Raw genomic sequence first — 17,777 nt, forward strand, 5'->3', positions numbered from 1 at the left:
GCGACCCAGGCGGCGGCGACGCGGCTGCGGCGGCTACTCCGCGGCCTTCGCGAGCCGCGGGATGCCCGCCGCCTCGTAGGCCTCGTTCTCCTCCAGCGTCTCGGCCTCCAGGAGCCGCTCCGCGAGGGCGTCCAGTTGCTCGCGGTGCCGGTCCAGCAGCCGGCAGGCCGTCCCGTAGCACTCGTCGACGATCCTGCGCATCTCGGTGTCGATCACGTCGAGGGTGGCGGGGGCGGCGGACAGTCCGTAGGGCTGCTGGGAGTCGGCGGGGATCGCGGAGAGCGGGCCGACCTTCTCGCTCATGCCCCAGCGGCCGACCATGCCCCGGACGACGTTGGTGACCTGTTCGAGGTCGTTCTCGGCGCCGGTGGTGATCACCCCGAAGACGACGTGTTCGGCGGCCATGCCGCCGAGCGCGCCGATGATCCGGCCGCGCAGGTACTCCTCGGTGTACGCGTAGCGGTCGGAGTCGGGGGTGGAGAGGGTGACGCCGAGGGCGCGGCCGCGCGGCACGATGGTGATCTTGCGCACGGGGTCGGCGCCCGGGTGCAGCATGCCGAGCAGGGCGTGCCCGGACTCGTGGTAGGCGGTGCGGCGGCGCTCCTCGGCGGGCATGACGAGCGGGCGTGCCGCACCGAGTTGCACCTTCTCCAGGGCGTCGGAGAGCTCGCCCTGCCCGACGGCGCCCTTGCCGCGCTTGACCGCGAGCAGCGCCGCCTCGTTGGCGAGGTTGGCGAGCTCCGCGCCCGTCATCCCCGGCGTCGCGCGGGCCACGGCGGTCAGGTCGATGCCGCTCTCCAGCGGGACCTGCCGCAGGTGGATGCGGAGGATGGACTCGCGGCCCGTGCGGTCGGGCGGGCTGACGTGGACGACGCGGTCGAACCGGCCGGGCCGGGTCAGGGCCGGGTCCAGGACGTCGGGCCGGTTGGTGGCGGCGATGACGACGACGCCCTCGGAACCGGAGAAGCCGTCCATCTCGGTGAGGATCTGGTTGAGGGTCTGCTCGCGCTCGTCGTGGCCGCCGATGCCGCCCGCGGCGCCGCGGGCGCGGCCGATGGTGTCGATCTCGTCGATGAAGATGATCGCCGGGGCGACCTTGCGGGCCTCGGCGAACAGCTCGCGCACCCGGCCGGCGCCGACGCCCACGATCATCTCGATGAACTCCGAGGCGGAGGCGGAGAAGAACGGCACGTCCGCCTCGCCGGCCACGGCGCGGGCGAGCAGGGTCTTGCCGGTGCCGGGCGGTCCCGCGAGCAGCACGCCGCGCGGCATCCGCGCCCCGAGCGCCCGGTAGGCCTGCGGGCGCTTGAGGAAGTCGACGACCTCGTTGAGCTCGGCCTCCACCTCGTCGATTCCCGCCACGTCGGCGAAGGTCGTACGGCGGCCGAGCTCGGGGACGACCGGCCGCGGCGGGCCCCTGCGGCCGATGCCGCCCAGTCCGCCGAGCCCGCCCGCGAGCTTGCTCATCCGGCGGGAGACGTAGAGCCACAGCACGACCAGCAGCAGCACGGGGGCGAGCGAGAGCAGCAGGTTGTAGAGCAGCCCGCGCTGCTGGACCACGGGTTCCGCGGTGACGGTGACCCCGTTCTTCGACAGGGCCGCCCACAGGTCGTCGTCGGCGAAGACCGGCCGCTGGGTCTTGAACTGCATGTACGTGCCCTCGGCCGCGCCGGGCACGTCCTGCTTCTTCTTGAGCTGCCCCTCGATGGAGTCGCCCTTGGAGTAGATCTTCGAGATGTTGTCCCGGTCGAGCTGCCGGTCGAACTCGGTGTACGAGATCGTCGTCGGCCGGGGCCCGGTGAAGAACGAGAGCACCAGGTCGGTGATGAGGAAGACGACGAGCGCCGTCAGGATCATGCCGCCCCAGCCGCCCATGCGGCGTCGTCGCCGGGTGGGCGGCGAGGGTGGCGCGCCCTCCGTCCGCCATGGGTCGTCCGGATTCTGCCGGGGCGGTACGGGATTGCCCATAACCCGACCATAAGGACAGCGCCGCTCCGCCGCCCCTCAGGCCCCGGGCCACTCCTCGGCGGTCAGCGCGAAGCGCTCGTGGTCGCGCCAGGCGTCGTTCAGGTAGAGCATGCGCGGTGTGAAGCCCTCGTGGCGGAAGCCGAGGCGCCTGGCCATCGCGACGGACCGCTCGTTCTCCGGCTGCACGTTGATCTCCAGCCGGTGCAGGCCCAGGCCGTGCGGTTCGGGGGCGAAGCAGCGGTCGACGACCAGGCGCAGCCCCTCGCTCATCCGCCCGGTGCCGGCGAAGGGCACGTAGCTGTCGTATCCCAGGCTGGCGTTGCGGAAGCGCCCCATGACGATGTTGGCCACGTTGCACTTGCCGACGATCCCGCCGCTCTCCTCGTCGAGGATCAGGAACGTCCGCAGCACGGGTCCCTGGCGCCGCAGCAGTTCGGGCAGCCCGTCCGGTTCGACCGGGTTCCACCGGCCCACGTGGCCTGCGGAACGCAGCACCGCCTCCCGGTACGCGGGGGCGTCGGCCGGCTCCGGGGGGCGGATGTGTACGCGCATGGATCCATGATGCACGCGTGACGGCGGCTCCCCCTCCCCGGGGGACGCCGCCGTCGTACGCGCTTCGGGCCGGATCAGCCCATGAACTTCTTGAACTCGTCGGGCAGTTCGAAGTTCTGGCCGTCCTGGCCGGCCGGCAGGCCGAAGGCGCCGCCGGCCTGCTGCTCGCGGCGCTCGGCGTCGGCCTTCGCCTGCTCGGCCCGCTTGAGCGGGTTGCCGCTCTGCCGCTTGCCCTTGGCCTTCTTCTGCTGCTTCTTCTGGCGGGCGCCACCGCCCAGGCCCGGCATGCCGGGCATCCCCGGGATGCCGCCCTGGGCCATCCGGGACATCATCTTGCGGGCCTCGAAGAACCGCTCCACCAGGCTCTTCACGGCGCTGACGTCCACACCGGAACCGCGGGCGATGCGGGCCCGGCGGGAGCCGTTGATGATCATCGGGTCCTGGCGCTCGCCCGGCGTCATCGACTTGATGATCGCGGCCGTGCGGTCCACGTCGCGCTCGTCGAGGTTGTTGATCTGGTCCTTGATCTGGCCCATGCCGGGGAGCATGCCGAGCAGCTTGGAGATCGAGCCCATCTTGCGGACCTGCTCCATCTGCTGGAGGAAGTCGTCGAGGGTGAACTCCTTGGGACCCTTGGCCAGCTTCTCGGCCATCTTCTGGGCCTCGGCCTGGCTGAAGGTCTGCTCGGCCTTCTCGATCAGGCTGAGGACGTCGCCCATGCCCAGGATGCGCGAGGCCATCCGGTCGGGGTGGAAGGCGTCGAAGTCGTCCAGCTTCTCGCCGTTGGAGGCGAACATGATCTGGCGGCCGGTGACGTGCGCGATGGACAGCGCGGCACCACCGCGGGCGTCGCCGTCGAGCTTGGAGAGCACCACGCCGTCGAAGCCGACGCCGTCGCGGAAGGCCTCCGCGGTGTTGACCGCGTCCTGACCGATCATGGCGTCGACGACGAAGAGGATCTCGTCCGGCTGCACGGCGTCGCGGATGTCCGCGGCCTGCTGCATCATCTCGGCGTCGATGCCGAGGCGGCCGGCGGTGTCGACGACGACGACGTCGTACTGCTTGGTGCGCGCGTGCTCGAGCGAGTCCTTGGCGACCTGGACCGGGTCGCCCACGCCGTTGCCCGGCTCCGGCGCGAAGACCGCGACGCCCGCCCGCTCGGCGACGACCTGGAGCTGGTTGACGGCGTTGGGACGCTGGAGGTCGGCCGCGACCAGCAGCGGGGTGTGGCCCTGGCCCGCCAGCCAGCGGCCGAGCTTGCCCGCCAGGGTGGTCTTACCGGCACCCTGCAGACCGGCCAGCATGATGACGGTCGGGGGCTGCTTGGCGAAGCGCAGCCGCCGCGTCTCACCGCCGAGGATGCCGACGAGCTCGTCGTTGACGATCTTGATGACCTGCTGGGCGGGGTTGAGGGCCTGGGACACCTCGGCCCCGCTCGCCCGCTCCTTGACCTGCTTGATGAAGGCACGGACCACCGGCAGCGCGACATCCGCCTCCAGCAGCGCGATGCGGATCTCGCGCGCCGTGGCGTCGATGTCCGCCTCCGAGAGGCGGCCCTTGCCCCGGAGGTTCTTGAACGTCGCTGCGAGGCGGTCGGAAAGGGTGTCGAACACGTCGGTCGCGGATCCTCAGGTCGGGGGCGGGTGATAGGTCGTCCTCAAGGGTATCCGCCCGGCCCGCGAATGGTCTCCACCGCGTCAGCGCAGGGCCCGCTCCACCTGGTCGGCCACCTCGGCCGCGCGTACGTCGGGGAGCGGAGCGCCGGCGGTGTCGGTGACGTAGAACGCGTCCACCGCGTTGGCGCCGAGCGTGCTGATCCGGGCGGACCTGACGTTCACGCCGGTGGACTCCAGGGCCCGGCCGATGCGGTGCAGCAGTCCCGGGGCGTCGTGGGCGCGGACCTCGATGACGGTGGCGGCGGTGGAGCTGCCGGGGGCGACGGCCACCCGGGGCGGCGGGGGCGTGACCCCGCGGCGGCGGGGATAGGCGGACTCGCGTTCCGCCAGGCGCGCCTCGATGTCCAGGGAGCCCGCGAAGGCCCGGGCGAAGTCGTTGCGCAGCCGTGCCGCCTCGGGCAGCGAGCCGTACTCGGCGGCCACCCGCCAGCGCAGGAGGGTCACCGGGCCCTCGCCGATGGGGTCGACCGTTCGCAGGTCGGCGGCGCGGACGGTGAGCCGGTGCAGGGCGAGCACGCCGGCCGCCGCGGCGAGCAGCCCGGGGCGGTCGGGGACCGCCAGGAGCAGTTCCACGCCGACGGGCTCGGGCTCGTCCTCCGCGGTCCGCGGGGCGGTCCCGTCGGGGTCGGGCTCGGCCTGGGCGTGCAAGGCGATGACCGGGCCCCCGGTGCGCGCCGCCTCGACGGCCAGGCGCTCCTCCTCGGCGGTGGGCTCGCGGTCGGCGGGCTCAGGCACCGCCCCGCTGGCCAGGACGGCGGCGACCCGCTTGACCAGGTCGCCGACGAGTGAGGAGCGCCAGGCGCTCCAGGCCGCGGGGCCGGTGGCGAGGGCGTCCGCCTCGGTCAGCGCGTGCAGCAGCTCCAGCGTCTCGCCGTCGCGCACGGCGTCGGCGACGCCCTGCACGGTGGCGGGGTCGTCCAGGTCGCGCCGGGTCGCGGTGTCGATCAGCAGCAGGTGGTGGCGGACGAGCAGGGCCAGCGTCGCCACGTCGGCGCGTCCGAAGCCGAAACGGGCCGCGACGTCCCGGGCGATGACCTCGCCGGCCTCGGAGTGGTCGCCGGGCCAGCCTTTCCCGATGTCGTGCAGCAGTGCGGCGATGAGCAGCAGGTCGGGGCGGCCGACCCGGCGGGTCAGGCGCGAGGCGCGCACCGCGCACTCGATGAGGTGCCGGTCGACGGTCCAGATGTGCACGGCGTTGCGCTGCGGGCGGCAGCGGACCCGTTCCCAGTCGGGGAGCAGCCGGGTGATCATGCCCTCGGCCTCCAGGGCCTCCCACACCTGGACGGTGGACTCCCCCGCGCCGAGCAGGGTGACGAGCTGTTCGCGGGCCTCGGCGGGCCACGGCACCGGCAGCGGCCGGGTGGCCTGGGCCGCGCTCAGCCGGCGGACCGCGTGCAGCGACAGCGGTACGCCGTGCTCGGCGGCGGCCGCCGCGGCGCGCAGCGGCAGCACCGGGTCGCGCTCGGGCCTGGCCGTGAGCGCGAGGACGGCCTCGCCCTCGTGCTCCACGACGCCCTCGGCGAGCGGGGTGCGCTCGGGGGCGTTCCCCTGCTCGGGACGGGAGCGGCCGAGCAGCCCGCGCCTGCGGGGGCGCGTCTGGCGGGAGCGCAGGACCCGGCCGACCTCGCGCCAGGTGACGTCGAAGGCGTAGCCGACGGTGCGGGCCGCCTCGTACACCTGGCGCAGCAGCGCGTCTGCGTCCAGCAGCCCGAGCGCGTCGGCGACCTGGTCCTGCTCCTGCAGCGCCAGCCGGTCGGTGGCGCGGCCCGTCACCAGGTGGAGTGCGTCGCGGGCGTCGAGCAGCCGGGTACGGGCCTCCTCCAGGCCCTCGCGGGGCGCGTCGGCGAGCCAGGACGCGGCGACGGCGCGCAGCGCGGTCGCGTCGCGCAGCCCGCCGCGGGCCTCCTTGAGGTCGGGCTCCAGCAGGTACGAGAGCTCGCCGTGGCGTTCGGCGCGCTCCTGGCACAGCTCGTGGAGCGCGGGGAGCCGCTTGGGGGCCTGGTTGCGCCAGTCGGCGAGGACGGCGGTGCGCAGGGAGGCGGTGAGGGCGGTGTCGCCCGCGACGTGGCGGGCGTCGAGGAGGCCGAGCTGGACCTTCAGGTCCTCGGCGGCGGTCCCGCGGGCCTCGGCGGGGGTGCGGACGGAGTGGTCGAGGGCGACGCCGAGGTCCCAGACGGGGTACCAGATCCCGTCGGCGAGGCCGGCGACGTCACCGGGCCCGGCGGAGCCGTCGTGGAGCAGCAGCAGGTCGAGGTCGCTGCGCGGGGAGAGCTCGCCCCTGCCGTAGCCGCCGACGGCGACCAGCGACCAGCCCCGGGCCCCGGTCCGGTCGGCCGCACCGCGGGCGAGGTCGGCGAGCCAGCCGTCGGTGAGGGCGGCCAGCGCCTTGCGCCGCGGCGGCCCGGACGGTCCCCCGCCGTTCAGGAGGGCCAGCCGGGCCGCCGCGTAGCCTGCGGGGGCGTGTCCGTCGGGGGCTTTCGCGTCGACGTTCTCCGTCACACTGTCTCCAGTCGCAGGCCGTGCGGCGGAACCGCCCGGTTTCGGTGGTGCGGAAGGGGCGCGGCCGGTCTCCCGGCCGCGCCCCCCGCGTCCTCAGAGTGCGTCCGGGCCGCGCTCCCCGGTCCGGACCCGTACGGCGGTCTCGACCGGGATGCTCCAGACCTTGCCGTCACCGATCTTGCCGGTGCGGGCCGCCTTGACGACGACGTCGATCAGCTGGTCGGCGTCGCCGTCCTCGACGAGCACCTCGATGCGGATCTTGGGCACGAGGTCGACGGTGTACTCGGCACCGCGGTAGACCTCGGTGTGGCCGCGCTGGCGGCCGTAGCCGCTGGCCTCGGTGACCGTCAGGCCCTGGACGCCGAAGGCCTGCAGGGCCTCCTTGATCTCGTCCAGCCGGTGCGGCTTCACGACCGCGGTGATGAGCTTCACGCGTCCACCTTCTTCGACGGGGCGTCGGTCACCTGGGTGCCGCTGCCACTGCTGCTGTCCAGGGAGGAGAGGGCGGCCCTGACCGCGCCGGCCACGCCCGCGAAGTCGTAGCCGGTCTCCGCGTGCTCGGCCTGGTCGATGCCGGCGACCTCGGTCTCCTCGCTGACGGTGAATCCGATCACCAGGTCGATCAGCTTGGCAAGGATCGCCGAGGCGACCAGCGAGTAGGCCAGCACCACGCCGACGCCCAGGAACTGCTTCCACAGCTGGTCGAAGCCACCGCCGTAGAAGACGCCCTTGGCGGTCTGGCCGACCCCGCCGGTGGCGAAGAAGCCGATGAGCAGCGAGCCGACGATGCCGCCGACCATGTGCACGCCGACCACGTCGAGGGAGTCGTCGAAGCCGAACCTGAACTTCAGGCCGACCGCGGCGGCGCAGGCCACACCGGCGATGGCGCCGACCGCGATGGCCCCGAGCGGACTGACCGAGCCGCAGGCCGGGGTGATGGCGACCAGGCCGGCGACCGCTCCGGAGGCGGCGCCCAGGGTGGTGAAGGAGCCGTGCCTGATCCTCTCGTAGACGAGCCAGCCGAGCATCGCGGAGGCGGTGGCGACCTGGGTGTTGGTGAAGGCCACGGCCGCGACGCCGTCGGAGGCGAGCCAGGAGCCGGCGTTGAAGCCGAACCAGCCGAACCACAGCAGACCGGCGCCGAGCATGACCAGCGGCAGGTTGTGCGGCCGGAACGGGTCCTTCTTGAAGCCCACGCGCTTGCGGATGACGAGGATCACGCCGAGCGCCGCGGCACCGGCGTTGATGTGCACCGCCGTACCGCCGGCGAAGTCGATCACGCCGCGCGTGAAGAGGAAGCCGTCCGAGGCCCAGACCATGTGGGCCACCGGGAAGTACACCACGGTCGCCCACAGGGCCACGAAGAGCGACCAGGCGGTGAACTTCACCCGGTCGGCCAGGGCTCCGCTGATCAGGGCGGGCGTGATGATCGCGAACATCAGCTGGAAGACGGCGAAGACGTAGACCGGGATCGTGTAGCCGTCCCACAGCTGGTTGATCCCGATGTTGCGCATGCCGGCCCACTCGAAGCCGCCGAAGAAGGCGTTGCCGGAGTCGAACGCGACGCTGAAGCCGTAGAGCGTCCACAGCACCGTGACGATGCCGATGGCGATGAAGCTCATCATCAGCATGTTCAGGACGCTCTTGACCCGGACCATGCCGCCGTAGAAGAAGGCCAGGCCGGGGGTCATCACGAGCACCAGTGCCGCGCTCAGCAGCATGAACGCCGTGCTACCGCTGTCGAGCGTGGGCGTGTCTGCGGCAAGCGTCAGAAAGCCTGCTGCCATCGGCGTCTCCTCGTCATCCGAACGGCCCGTGCGGGAAGCGGGCTCGGTGGGCCGGTTTTCGCCATGAGGTTGTCCCAGCCGGGTTTCCGTCGGCGCCATCGGGTGTTTCGTCACCGTGACGAAGAAGTCGTCCGTGTTACGTCGCGATGAACCGCCGCCCCAGCGGGTGCCGCCATGACGACGCCGTCACGACGCCGCGACCCCTCTGGCGGGCCGACGAGCTGTATACGTGCCGCGCGGGCCGGGGTGGACAAACCTCGCCACGCCGTCGAGGGGGCGCGGGAGGACGCACCGGAGGACGAAGCGCCGGTGAACGAGGACCGGCCGCGGCGGGCCACCCGGTTGACCTGGCATGGGGGAGCCGAGTCGGGCTGTCGGGATGGCCGGCCGCGGCCGGGGTACGGGGCGGACCGCCGGTTCAGGCGGTCTCGGCGACCTCGGGGAGGTCGGCGGCGAGGCGCTCGCTGAGCTGGGCGACCTCGGCGACCTTGCCGAAGTCGCGCAGGGCGCTGTCGGCGGTCTTGCGGATACGGGTGTTCACCCGCTCGGAGCGCACGTGCTTGGCTACGTCGATCGCCTGGACGGTGAGCCCGGCGGCCTCCTCCGGGCTGCGCTGGAGCAGGTGCACGGTGGCCATGCCGATCAGGTTGAGGGCGTAGGCGCGCTGGTGGACGCTGTCCTTCGCGAAGAGGTCGACGGCCCGCTGCATCACCGGGTGGGCCAGCGAGGCGTACGTGGGGCTGCGGCCGGCGACGTACGCCAGGTCGCGGTAGGAGTGGGCGTTCTCGGCGTTGAGCTCGGCCTCGTTGAAGAAGCTGATCCAGTCCGGGTCCTCGGTGGGCCGGGAGTCGGTGTAGGAGTCCTCGGCCATCCGCACGGCGCGGTGGCACTTGCTGACCTGGCCCATGTTGGCGTAGGCGCGGGCCTCCATCGCGTACAGCATCGCCTGGGTGGTGGCGCTCGCGGTGTCCCTGCTGCCGTACTGCGCCAGGTGGATGAGTTCCAGTGCGTCGTCCGGCCGGTCCAGGTGGATCATCTGGCGGCTCATGCTGGACAGGACGAACGCGCCCAGCGGGCGGTCGTCGGCCTCCTTGGCCGCGTGCAGGGCCAGGACCAGGTACTTCTGCGCCGTCGGATGCAGGCCGACGTCGTACGACATCCAGCCGGCGAGCGCCGCGAGCTCGGCCGTGACGCGGTAGAGGCGCTTGGCGACGGACTGCGGATGGGACTCCTGCAGCAGGTCGGTGACCTCGTGCAGCTGGCCCACCACGGCCTTGCGGCGCAGGCCGCCGCCGCACTGGTTGTCCCACTGCCGGAACATCACCGTGGTGGCCTCCAGCAGCTCCAGCTCGGGCTCGGAGAGCCGGACCCTGCCGCCGGAGTCGCGCGGCGGGGGCACGTCGGCGCCGGACGCGGGGGTGGGCACCAGCCAGCGCTGCATCGGCTCGACCAGGGAGGGGCCTGCGGCCAGCGCCAGTGAGGTCCCGAGGAAGCCGCGGCGGCCGAGCATGAGGTCGCTGCGGGAGAACTCGTTGATCAGCTGGACCGTCTGCGGCCCCGCCCACGGCAGGTCCACCCCGGTCGAGGCGGGCGGCTGGTGGGCGGGGCGCAGCCCCAGGTCCTCCACCGGGACGACGGTGCCGAAGCGTTCGGAGAACAGCTCGGACAGGATGCGCGGGATGGGTTCGCGCGGTTGCTCGCCGTCCAGCCAGCGGCGCACCCGTGAGGTGTCCGTGCTGACGTGCAGGGCACCCATCTGGCGCGCTCTGCGGTTCACCTGACGGGCGAGTTCGCCCTTGGACCAGCCACTGCGCACAAACCAAGAGGTCAGCTGCGCGTTGGGCTGCTTGTCCTGTGTGCCGCCCACCGTGACGCCCCCATTCCGTCGCCCAACACCTTCGGGGATGAGGGCCGTTGCCTGCCTGGGCCCCCAGTGCCTCAGTGTCCTACGAGTCTTGCCTCCGGCATACCCGCCGGCCCGCACACTTCCGGGGCTTGCAAACCGAAAGTAATCCTACGATCACCCATCCGACGATGCCTTCAGCGAAAACGCCACCATTCGCCACCCCTTCGAATGAACTACATGTGCACGCGGAGCGATTCACTTGACACATGCCGATCAGGCACGGGCGTAACCATCGGCAACTGCGACCCGTTGGGGGTGTCATGGGCTTCACGATCGGCAGCATGCGGGAGATGCGTCACATCCGCTCCGGCGCGCGCCGCCGGACGCACGCCTCGGCGTGCACCACCGTGGCGGAGTACACCGGGTTGTGCGGATGGGCGGTGGCGCCGGGTGCGCGCGCCACACGCGGGGGCGGGCAGTGCTCCTGCGGTGACCCGGGGTGCGAGGCACCGGGCGCCCACGCACTGGACTTCGCCGGCGAGGTGCCGGCCGGGGCGACCCTCGAGGAGGCCGTGGCGGCCTGGGAGCACGTCCCGGGCGCGGCGCTGATGCTTCCCGTGGGGCGCACCTTCGACGTGATCGACGTGGCGGAACGATCCGGCGTGCGCGCTCTGGTGCGCCTGGAGCGGATGGGCCTGCGGCTCGGCCCGGTCGTCGCCACCCCGAACGGCCGGGCGCAGTTCTTCGTCGCGCCGGGGGCCGCCGCCGAACTCCCGCACCTGCTGTACCGCATGGGCTGGGACGACGCCGACCTCGACCTGCGCTGTCTCGGGCCGGGCGAGCACGTGACCGCCCCGCCCTCCGACCTCGGCGGCCTGGGCCCGGTCCGCTGGCTGCGGCCGCCGGCGCTGGACGCCGACCGCCAGCCCCCGGAGGCCCGGCTGCTGCTGGGCACGCTGGCGTACGTCTGCCACCGGGACCGCGCGTACGCGTGAACGACGGCGAGGGGCGCACTCCCGGGAGTGCGCCCCTCGTCCGCTGGTCGACCGCTGCCGCCGGCTAGGAGCCGATCAGCGCGTCCACGAAGGCCTCGGGCTCGAACGGGGCGAGGTCGTCCGCCCCCTCCCCCAGGCCGATCAGCTTGACCGGCACGCCCAGCTCGCGCTGGACGGCGACGACGATGCCGCCCTTGGCGGTGCCGTCGAGCTTGGTGAGCACGATGCCGGTGATGTCGACGACCTCGGCGAAGACCCGGGCCTGCACGAGGCCGTTCTGACCCGTCGTGGCGTCCAGGACCAGCAGGACCTCGTTCACCGGGCCGTGCTTCTCCACGACGCGCTTGACCTTGCCGAGCTCGTCCATCAGGCCGGTCTTGGTGTGCAGCCGGCCCGCGGTGTCGATGAGGACGACGTCCGCGCCCTCGGCGATGCCCTCCTTGACCGCGTCGAAGGCGACCGACGCCGGGTCGCCGCCCTCGGGCCCGCGCACGGTGCGGGCGCCCACCCGCTCGCCCCAGGTCTGCAGCTGGTCCGCGGCCGCGGCACGGAAGGTGTCGGCGGCGCCCAGCACGACGCTGCGGCCGTCGGCCACCAGGACGCGCGCGAGCTTGCCGGTGGTGGTGGTCTTGCCGGTGCCATTGACGCCGACGACCATCAGCACGGCCGGCTGCTCGGCACCGTCCGCGTTCGGCAGCCCGTCCGTGTGCAGGGTGCGGTCCAGGTCCGTGCCGACCAGCGTCAGTAGTTCCTCGCGCAGCAGCTGCCGCAGGTCGGCGGGGGTGCGGGTGCCGAGCACCTTCACCCGGGTGCGCAGCCGCTCCACCAGCTCCTGGGTGGGGGCGACACCGACGTCCGCGGTGAGCAGGGTGTCCTCGACCTCCTCCCAGGTGTCCTCGTCGAGGTGCTCGCGCGAGAGCAGCGTGAGCAGGCCCTTGCCCAGCGCGTTCTGCGAGCGCGAGAGCCGGGAGCGCAGCCGTACCAGACGGCCGGCGGTGGGCTCGGGCTGCTCGATCTCGGGGGCGGCCGGGCGCTCCTCGACGATGACGCCGCCTGCGGAGGCGTCCTCGGACTCGGGGAGCTCGACCTCTTCGATGGTCCGGCGGGGCTCGTCCCGCGGGGCCTCCGCCTCGTCGCCGACCTGCGGTTCGGCGGGAGGCGCGGTGATCGTCGGCTGCTCGGTGGGCGGCGCGGGGGGCAGCTGCTTCCTGCGGCGGCTGCCCACCACCAGCCCGCCGGCCGCCAGGATCACGACCAGGGCGATGACTACGGCAAGAATGACGGTTTCCATAACCCGTCCAGTATCGGTCACGCGGCCCGCCCTCCCGGGAGCCACCCGGCGGGCGTCCGCGACTCTGTTCATCTGACGGTTCGTCAGCTAACGTCGGCGCATGCCCGCCACTGTCGTACGTTTCAACCTCGTCGACCCCGCGGCCTCGCCCGGGGCGCTGAGCCACCGCTACCGGGCCGCCCTGGAGATGGCCGCGTACGCCGACGAGCACGGCGTCGCCACCCTCCAGACCGAGGAGCACCACGGCTCCCCCGACGGCTGGCTGCCCTCGCCCCTGACCTTCGCGGGGGCCGTCCTCGGCGCGACCCGCCGTATCGCGGTCACCGTCTCCGCGCTGATCGGGCCGCTGTACGACCCGCTGCGGCTGGCGGAGGACCTGGCGGTGCTCGACCACGTCGGCGGCGGGCGACTGGTCACCGTCGCCGGCATCGGCTACCGCCCCGAGGAGTACGCGGCCCTCGGGGTCGACTGGCACCGGCGCGGCGCCCTCCAGGACGAACTGCTGGACACGCTCCTGAAGGCGTGGACCGGTGAGCCCTTCGTCTTCCGCGGCCGGACGGTCCGGGTCACGCCCCGCCCGCACAGCTCGCCGCACCCGCTGCTGATCGTCGGCGGCAGTTCGCGCGCCGCGGCGCGCCGGGCGGCGCGTTTCGGTCTGCCGTTCTTCCCCAGCGCCCACCTGCCGGAGCTGGAGGCGTACTACCGGGAGCAGCTCGCCGAGCACGGCACGGAGGGCTGGTGCCTGATGCCCCCGCCGCAGGTGCCGCTGCTCCACCTGTCCGAGGACCCCGACCGCACCTGGGCCGAGCACGGCGGCAGTCTGTTCCACGAGGCCGCCACCTACGCCTCCTGGCAGTCCGCCGGCATCCACTCGGCGGTGCGCTCGACGGCCGCCTCCCCGGAGGAACTGCGCCGCGAGGGCGTCTACCGCGTGGTCACCCCCGACGAGTGCGTCGCCTTCGCGGAGGCGAGCACCGACCCGGCCGCCGCGCTCGTGCTGCACCCGCTGTGCGGGGGGATGCCGGTCGAGGAGGGCTGGCGGAGCCTGCGGCTGTTCGCGGAGCAGGTACTGCCCCGGCTCAAGGACTGATCCGGCGGGCGCGGGTGGCCCGGCCGTCGACGGCGACGTCCCGGGGCCCGGACGGGCACCACGGCGCAGGTGCTCGCGGCCCTCGGTGACCCGCGCGCCCGTGTCGGCGCGCTCGCCCTCGACGTCGTTTCTCGGCCTCGGCGATCCGCCCGGCCGAGATCGGGAAGCGGGGCGGCTCGGGGATGGCGAACGACAGCAGGCCGCACAGGACGGCGGGCACGACCATCACGCCGAGCACGACCCGCCACGCCTCGACGCCCGGCAGCTCACCGCGCTGGTCGCCGTCGGCGGGGCCGATCACCGGCCGATCAGCTCGATGGCGACGACCCTTCTTCGTTCACCACGTGAAGTCGGCCGGTCGATCAGGCCTTGAGGCGCTGGCTGATCACCTTCGACACGCCGTCGCCCTGCATGGACACGCCGTACAGCGCGTCGGCGACCTCCATCGTCCGCTTCTGGTGGGTGATGACGATCAGCTGCGAGCTCTCCTGCAGCTCCCGCATGATGCGGATCAGCCGCTGCAGGTTGGTGTCGTCCAGCGCGGCCTCGACCTCGTCCATCACGTAGAAGGGGCTCGGCCGGGCCTTGAAGATCGACACCAGCAGCGCCACGGCGGTCAGCGAGCGCTCGCCGCCCGACAGTAGCGACAGCCGCTTGACCTTCTTGCCCGGCGGACGGGCCTCCACCTCCACACCGGTGGTGAGCATGTTCTCGGGGTCGGTGAGGATCAGCCGGCCCTCACCGCCGGGGAAGAGCCGGGAGAAGACGCCCTCGAACTCCCGCGCGGTGTCGTGGTAGGCGGAGGTGAACACCTGCTCGACCCGCTCGTCGACCTCCTTGACCACCTGCAGCAGGTCGGCCCGGGTCTTCCTGAGGTCCTCCAGCTGCTCCGAGAGGAACTTGTGGCGCTCCTCCAGCGCCGCGAACTCCTCCAGCGCCAGCGGGTTGACCTTGCCCAGCTGCTGGTACGCCTTCTCCGCCGCCTTCAGCCGCTTCTCCTGCTCGCCCCGGTGGTAGGGGCGCGGCGTGTTGCGGGGGTGCTCCGGGTCCTCCGGCAGCACCTCGCCCTCGGCGGGCGGCGACGGCGGCACGAGCTGTTCGGGCCCGTACTCCGCGACCAGCCCCGCGGGCTCGACGCCGTACTCCTCCAGCGCCTTGCCCTCCAGCTGCTCGATCCGCATGCGCTTCTCGGCGCCCAGCACCTCGCCCTTGTGGACGGAGTCGGTCAGCCGGTCCAGTTCGGACTTCAGCTCACGGCCCCGGCGGCGGGCGGTGTCCAGCTCCGCCTCGCGCTCGGCCTTGGCGCGCTCGGCCGCTCCCCGTTCCTCGTCCGCGCGCCCCAGCGAGACCTGGACGTACGCCAGCAGGCCCTGAGCCCCCTTCAGCACCGCGGAGGAGACTTGCGCCTCGTACTCCAGGCGCGCCTTGCGGCGGGCGGCCCGGGCCCTGGACTCGCGTTCGGCGCGGGCCGCGCGGTCCAGGCCGTCCGCACGTCCGGCCAGGCCCTTGACCCGCTCCTCGTGGGTACGGACCTGGAGCCGGGCCTCCATCTCGGTCTGGCGGGCGTTGGCGCCGTCGGCGGCCAGCCGGTCCCGCACGGACGTGTCCGGCTCCTCGTCGGCGGGGGCGGCCTCCGCCTCGCTCAGCCGGAAGGAGAGCTCCTCGAACTCCTCTATGGCGGCCGCCAGCGACTCCTCGGCGCGGCCCACGGCGGCGGCAGAACGTTCCGCCTCCCCCGCCGCGGCGCGGGCCTGGCCGCCCAGCCGGCCCAGTTGCTGGGCCACGGCCGACTTCTCCTTCTCCGCGGCCCGGCGACGCTGCGTCAGCTCGTCGACCACCCGCGCGGCCGCCCCCCGGCGTTCCTTGGCCGCGGCCTGCTCCTCCGCGAGCGTCTCGCAGCGCCCGGCCAGCGCCTCCAGCTCGGCGGCGGCCTCGTCGACGGCAACCTGGACCTCCAGCAGGCTGGGGGCGCCGGCCGAGCCGCCGTGCGCGAAGTGGGCGCCGAGGACGTCGCCTTCCGCGGTCACCGCGATCAGCCGCGGGTGGGCGGCGACCAGTGACTCGGCCTCGGCGAGGCTCTCCACGACGACGTGGTCCCGCAGCAGACGTCGCACGGCCGGGAGCAGTTCGTCGGGGCCGCTGACGAGCGCGGCCGCGGCCCGCGCAGCCGCGGGCACCTCGGTGGCCTGCTCCTGCGGGCCGCTCTCGCCGGCGACCAGCAGCGCGGCGCGGCCCGCGTCGTCCTTGCGCAGCAGCCGCAGCGCCTCGGCGGCGGCGGACGGGCCGGAGAAGGCCACGGCGTCGGCGGCGGCGCCCAGCGCGGCGGCCACCGGCACCTCGTGGCCCGGGGCGACGGTGAGCAGTTCGGCGGCGGGGCCGAGCAGCCCGGCCAGCCGGTCGCCCGCGGCGAGCAGGGCGCCGGTGCCGTCCTTGCGGCGCAGGCCGAGGGCGAGGGCGTCGTGGCGGGCGGCGAGCGCGGCCCGTCGGCGTTCGGCGGCGGTCGCGGCCTCGCGGGCGGCGGAGTGCGCCTCGTCGGCGCGGACCTGCTCGTCCTTGGCGGCTTCCAGGCGCTCGTCGAGCTCGGAGTCGTCGGCGTCCAGGTCCTCGACCCGGGCGCGCAGTTCCTCGTACTCCTCCTGGGCGGACTCGGCGCGCTCGCGCGCCTCGTCGCGGGCCGCGGCCAACCGGCCGATCTCGGCCTCGGCGGACCCGGCCTTGGAGCGGGCGGCGTTGACCTGGCCCTGCAGCCGGGCCAGGCCCTCACGCCGGTCGGCGATGGCCCGGGCCGCGGCCTTGAGCGCCTTGTCCTCCTCGGCGAGGCGGCGTTCCAGCTCGGCGCGGTGGTCGACGGTGTCGTCCAGGGCGCGCTGCGCGGCCTCCAGGGCGTCGGTGAGTTCCGCCTCCTGCTCGCGGATGCGGGCGGCCTCGCGCTCCATGTCCTCCGGGTCGCGGCCGCGCCGCTCCTCGGTCGGCTGCGCGGTGGCATGACGTACGCGCTGCTCGGCCAGGCCGATGGTGCCGCGGACACGCTCGGCCAGCTGTGACAGTCCGTACCAGGTGGCCCGGGCGTCGGCGAGCCGCGGGGCGAGGGCCCTGACCTGCTCCTCCAGCCGCGCCTCCAGTTGCACGGCGGCCGCCAGGTCCGTCTCGACGGCGTCGCGGCGCTCCTTGAGCGCGGCCTCGTCGGCGACCTCGGAGCGCAGCGCGTCCCGCAGGGTGACCAGGTCGTCGGCGAGCAGCCGCAGCCGGGCGTCACGCAGGTCGGCCTGGATGACCACCGCCCGGCGGGCCACCTGCGCCTGCCGTCCCAGCGGCTTGAGCTGACGGCGCAGTTCCCCCGTCAGGTCCTGGACGCGGGCCAGGTTCGCCTGCATGGCGTCCAGCTTGCGCAGCGCCTTCTCCTTGCGCTTGCGGTGCTTGAGGACGCCGGCCGCCTCCTCGATGAAGGCGCGGCGGCCCATCGGATCGGCGTGCAGCACCGAATCCAGCTGTCCCTGACCGACGATGACATGCATTTCGCGGCCGATACCGGAGTCGGAGAGCAGTTCCTGGATGTCCAGCAAACGGCAGGTGTCACCGTTGAGCTGGTATTCGCTGCCACCGTTGCGGAACATGATCCGCGTGATGGTGACCTCGGCGTATTCGATCGGGAGGGCACCGTCGCTGTTGTCGATCGTGAGCGACACCTCGGCGCGGCCTAGCGGCGGCCGCCCCGTCGTGCCGGCGAAGATGACGTCCTCCATCTTTCCGCCGCGCAGCGACTTGGCGCCCTGTTCGCCCATGACCCAGGACAGCGCGTCCACGACGTTGGACTTGCCGGAACCGTTCGGGCCGACGACACAGGTGATTCCGGGTTCGAACCGCAGTGTCGTCGCCGAGGCGAATGACTTGAACCCGCGCAGGGTCAGGCTCTTGAGGTGCACGCCGTTGGACTCTACCTCCCGCTCCCGGTTTCACCGAGGAATGCGGGGGGCACATGCAAGGCAAGGGCGGAGATCATGGGAGGGCAACGGGGCGGAAAACGACGAAGGGACGCCGGGGCGTCCCTTGCACATTCCCAAACGGAGTCGTTT

The 17,777-nt window shown here is 73.2% G+C and carries 11 protein-coding genes and 1 pseudogene; 2 read left to right on the top strand and 10 right to left on the bottom strand.

Translation table 11 applies throughout. The features are described from left to right. Positions 1-33 precede the first annotated feature (33 nt). The 7 genes from ftsH to nsdA form a co-directional block, all read right to left on the bottom strand. A complete protein-coding gene (ftsH, locus tag ACZ7MY_RS15590; protein ID WP_499602182.1) occupies positions 34-1,968 on the bottom strand; it encodes an ATP-dependent zinc metalloprotease FtsH in 1,935 nt (644 codons plus the stop codon). Between the two features lie 36 nt (positions 1,969-2,004). Then, positions 2,005-2,520 (bottom strand): GNAT family N-acetyltransferase, encoded by a 516-nt coding sequence (locus ACZ7MY_RS15595; RefSeq protein WP_499602184.1) that lies wholly within the window; start codon positions 2,518-2,520, stop codon positions 2,005-2,007. Between the two features lie 74 nt (positions 2,521-2,594). Further along, entirely contained in the window at positions 2,595-4,133 is a 1,539-nt protein-coding gene (ffh, locus tag ACZ7MY_RS15600; RefSeq protein WP_499602185.1) for a signal recognition particle protein, read from the bottom strand. Positions 4,134-4,217: 84 nt separating this feature from the next. Next, complete coding sequence (locus ACZ7MY_RS15605) at positions 4,218-6,695, bottom strand: [protein-PII] uridylyltransferase (RefSeq protein ID WP_499602186.1); 2,478 nt, start codon at positions 6,693-6,695, stop codon at positions 4,218-4,220. A 93-nt stretch (positions 6,696-6,788) separates the two neighbouring features. Then, the gene (locus ACZ7MY_RS15610; RefSeq protein WP_391578994.1) at positions 6,789-7,127 is read right to left on the bottom strand and encodes a P-II family nitrogen regulator; all 339 of its coding nucleotides are present in this window, start codon (positions 7,125-7,127) and stop codon (positions 6,789-6,791) included. Beyond that, on the bottom strand, positions 7,124-8,482 hold the full coding sequence (locus ACZ7MY_RS15615; RefSeq protein ID WP_499602187.1) for an ammonium transporter: 1,359 nt from the start codon (positions 8,480-8,482) through the stop codon (positions 7,124-7,126). The genes ACZ7MY_RS15610 and ACZ7MY_RS15615 overlap by 4 nt, the downstream gene beginning before the upstream one ends. 418 nt (positions 8,483-8,900) lie before the next feature. Further along, a complete protein-coding gene (gene nsdA, locus ACZ7MY_RS15620) occupies positions 8,901-10,349 on the bottom strand; it encodes a transcriptional repressor NsdA (RefSeq protein ID WP_499602189.1) in 1,449 nt (482 codons plus the stop codon). Positions 10,350-10,648: 299 nt separating this feature from the next. Between nsdA and ACZ7MY_RS15625 the strand changes: the two genes are divergently transcribed. Continuing rightward, on the top strand, positions 10,649-11,323 hold the full coding sequence (locus ACZ7MY_RS15625) for a bifunctional DNA primase/polymerase (RefSeq protein WP_499602191.1): 675 nt from the start codon (positions 10,649-10,651) through the stop codon (positions 11,321-11,323). Positions 11,324-11,387: 64 nt separating this feature from the next. On the opposite strand, the gene ftsY is transcribed toward ACZ7MY_RS15625, so the two are convergent. Beyond that, positions 11,388-12,614 carry a signal recognition particle-docking protein FtsY gene (gene ftsY, locus ACZ7MY_RS15630; protein ID WP_499602192.1) on the bottom strand — a complete coding sequence of 409 codons (1,227 nt, stop codon included), beginning with the start codon at positions 12,612-12,614 and terminating at the stop codon, positions 11,388-11,390. 100 nt (positions 12,615-12,714) lie between these two features. Between ftsY and ACZ7MY_RS15635 the strand changes: the two genes are divergently transcribed. After that, entirely contained in the window at positions 12,715-13,704 is a 990-nt protein-coding gene (locus tag ACZ7MY_RS15635) for an LLM class flavin-dependent oxidoreductase (protein ID WP_499602193.1), read from the top strand. A gap of 81 nt (positions 13,705-13,785) precedes the next feature. Here ACZ7MY_RS15635 and ACZ7MY_RS15640 read toward each other — a convergent pair. Beyond that, positions 13,786-14,005, bottom strand: a pseudogene (locus ACZ7MY_RS15640) (MFS transporter); the annotation flags it as partial. A gap of 61 nt (positions 14,006-14,066) precedes the next feature. Next, positions 14,067-17,627, bottom strand: a complete 3,561-nt coding sequence (smc, locus tag ACZ7MY_RS15645; protein ID WP_499602195.1) for a chromosome segregation protein SMC — start codon at positions 17,625-17,627, stop codon at positions 14,067-14,069. Positions 17,628-17,777: the final 150 nt, after the last annotated feature.

The sequence above is a fragment of the Streptomyces sp. NPDC111520 genome, assembly GCF_055635295.1.

Bases quoted from the DNA above. Each gene is read 5' to 3' on its own strand.
- ACZ7MY_RS15635 (WP_499602193.1), top strand. From the start codon at position 12,715: ATGCCCGCCACTGTCGTACGTTTCAACCTCGTCGACCCCGCGGCCTCG.
- ACZ7MY_RS15595 (WP_499602184.1), bottom strand. From the start codon at position 2,520: ATGCGCGTACACATCCGCCCCCCGGAGCCGGCCGACGCCCCCGCGTAC.
- ACZ7MY_RS15625 (WP_499602191.1), top strand. From the start codon at position 10,649: ATGGGCTTCACGATCGGCAGCATGCGGGAGATGCGTCACATCCGCTCC.
- ACZ7MY_RS15615 (WP_499602187.1), bottom strand. From the start codon at position 8,482: ATGGCAGCAGGCTTTCTGACGCTTGCCGCAGACACGCCCACGCTCGAC.
- ftsH (WP_499602182.1), bottom strand. From the start codon at position 1,968: ATGGGCAATCCCGTACCGCCCCGGCAGAATCCGGACGACCCATGGCGG.
- ftsY (WP_499602192.1), bottom strand. From the start codon at position 12,614: ATGGAAACCGTCATTCTTGCCGTAGTCATCGCCCTGGTCGTGATCCTG.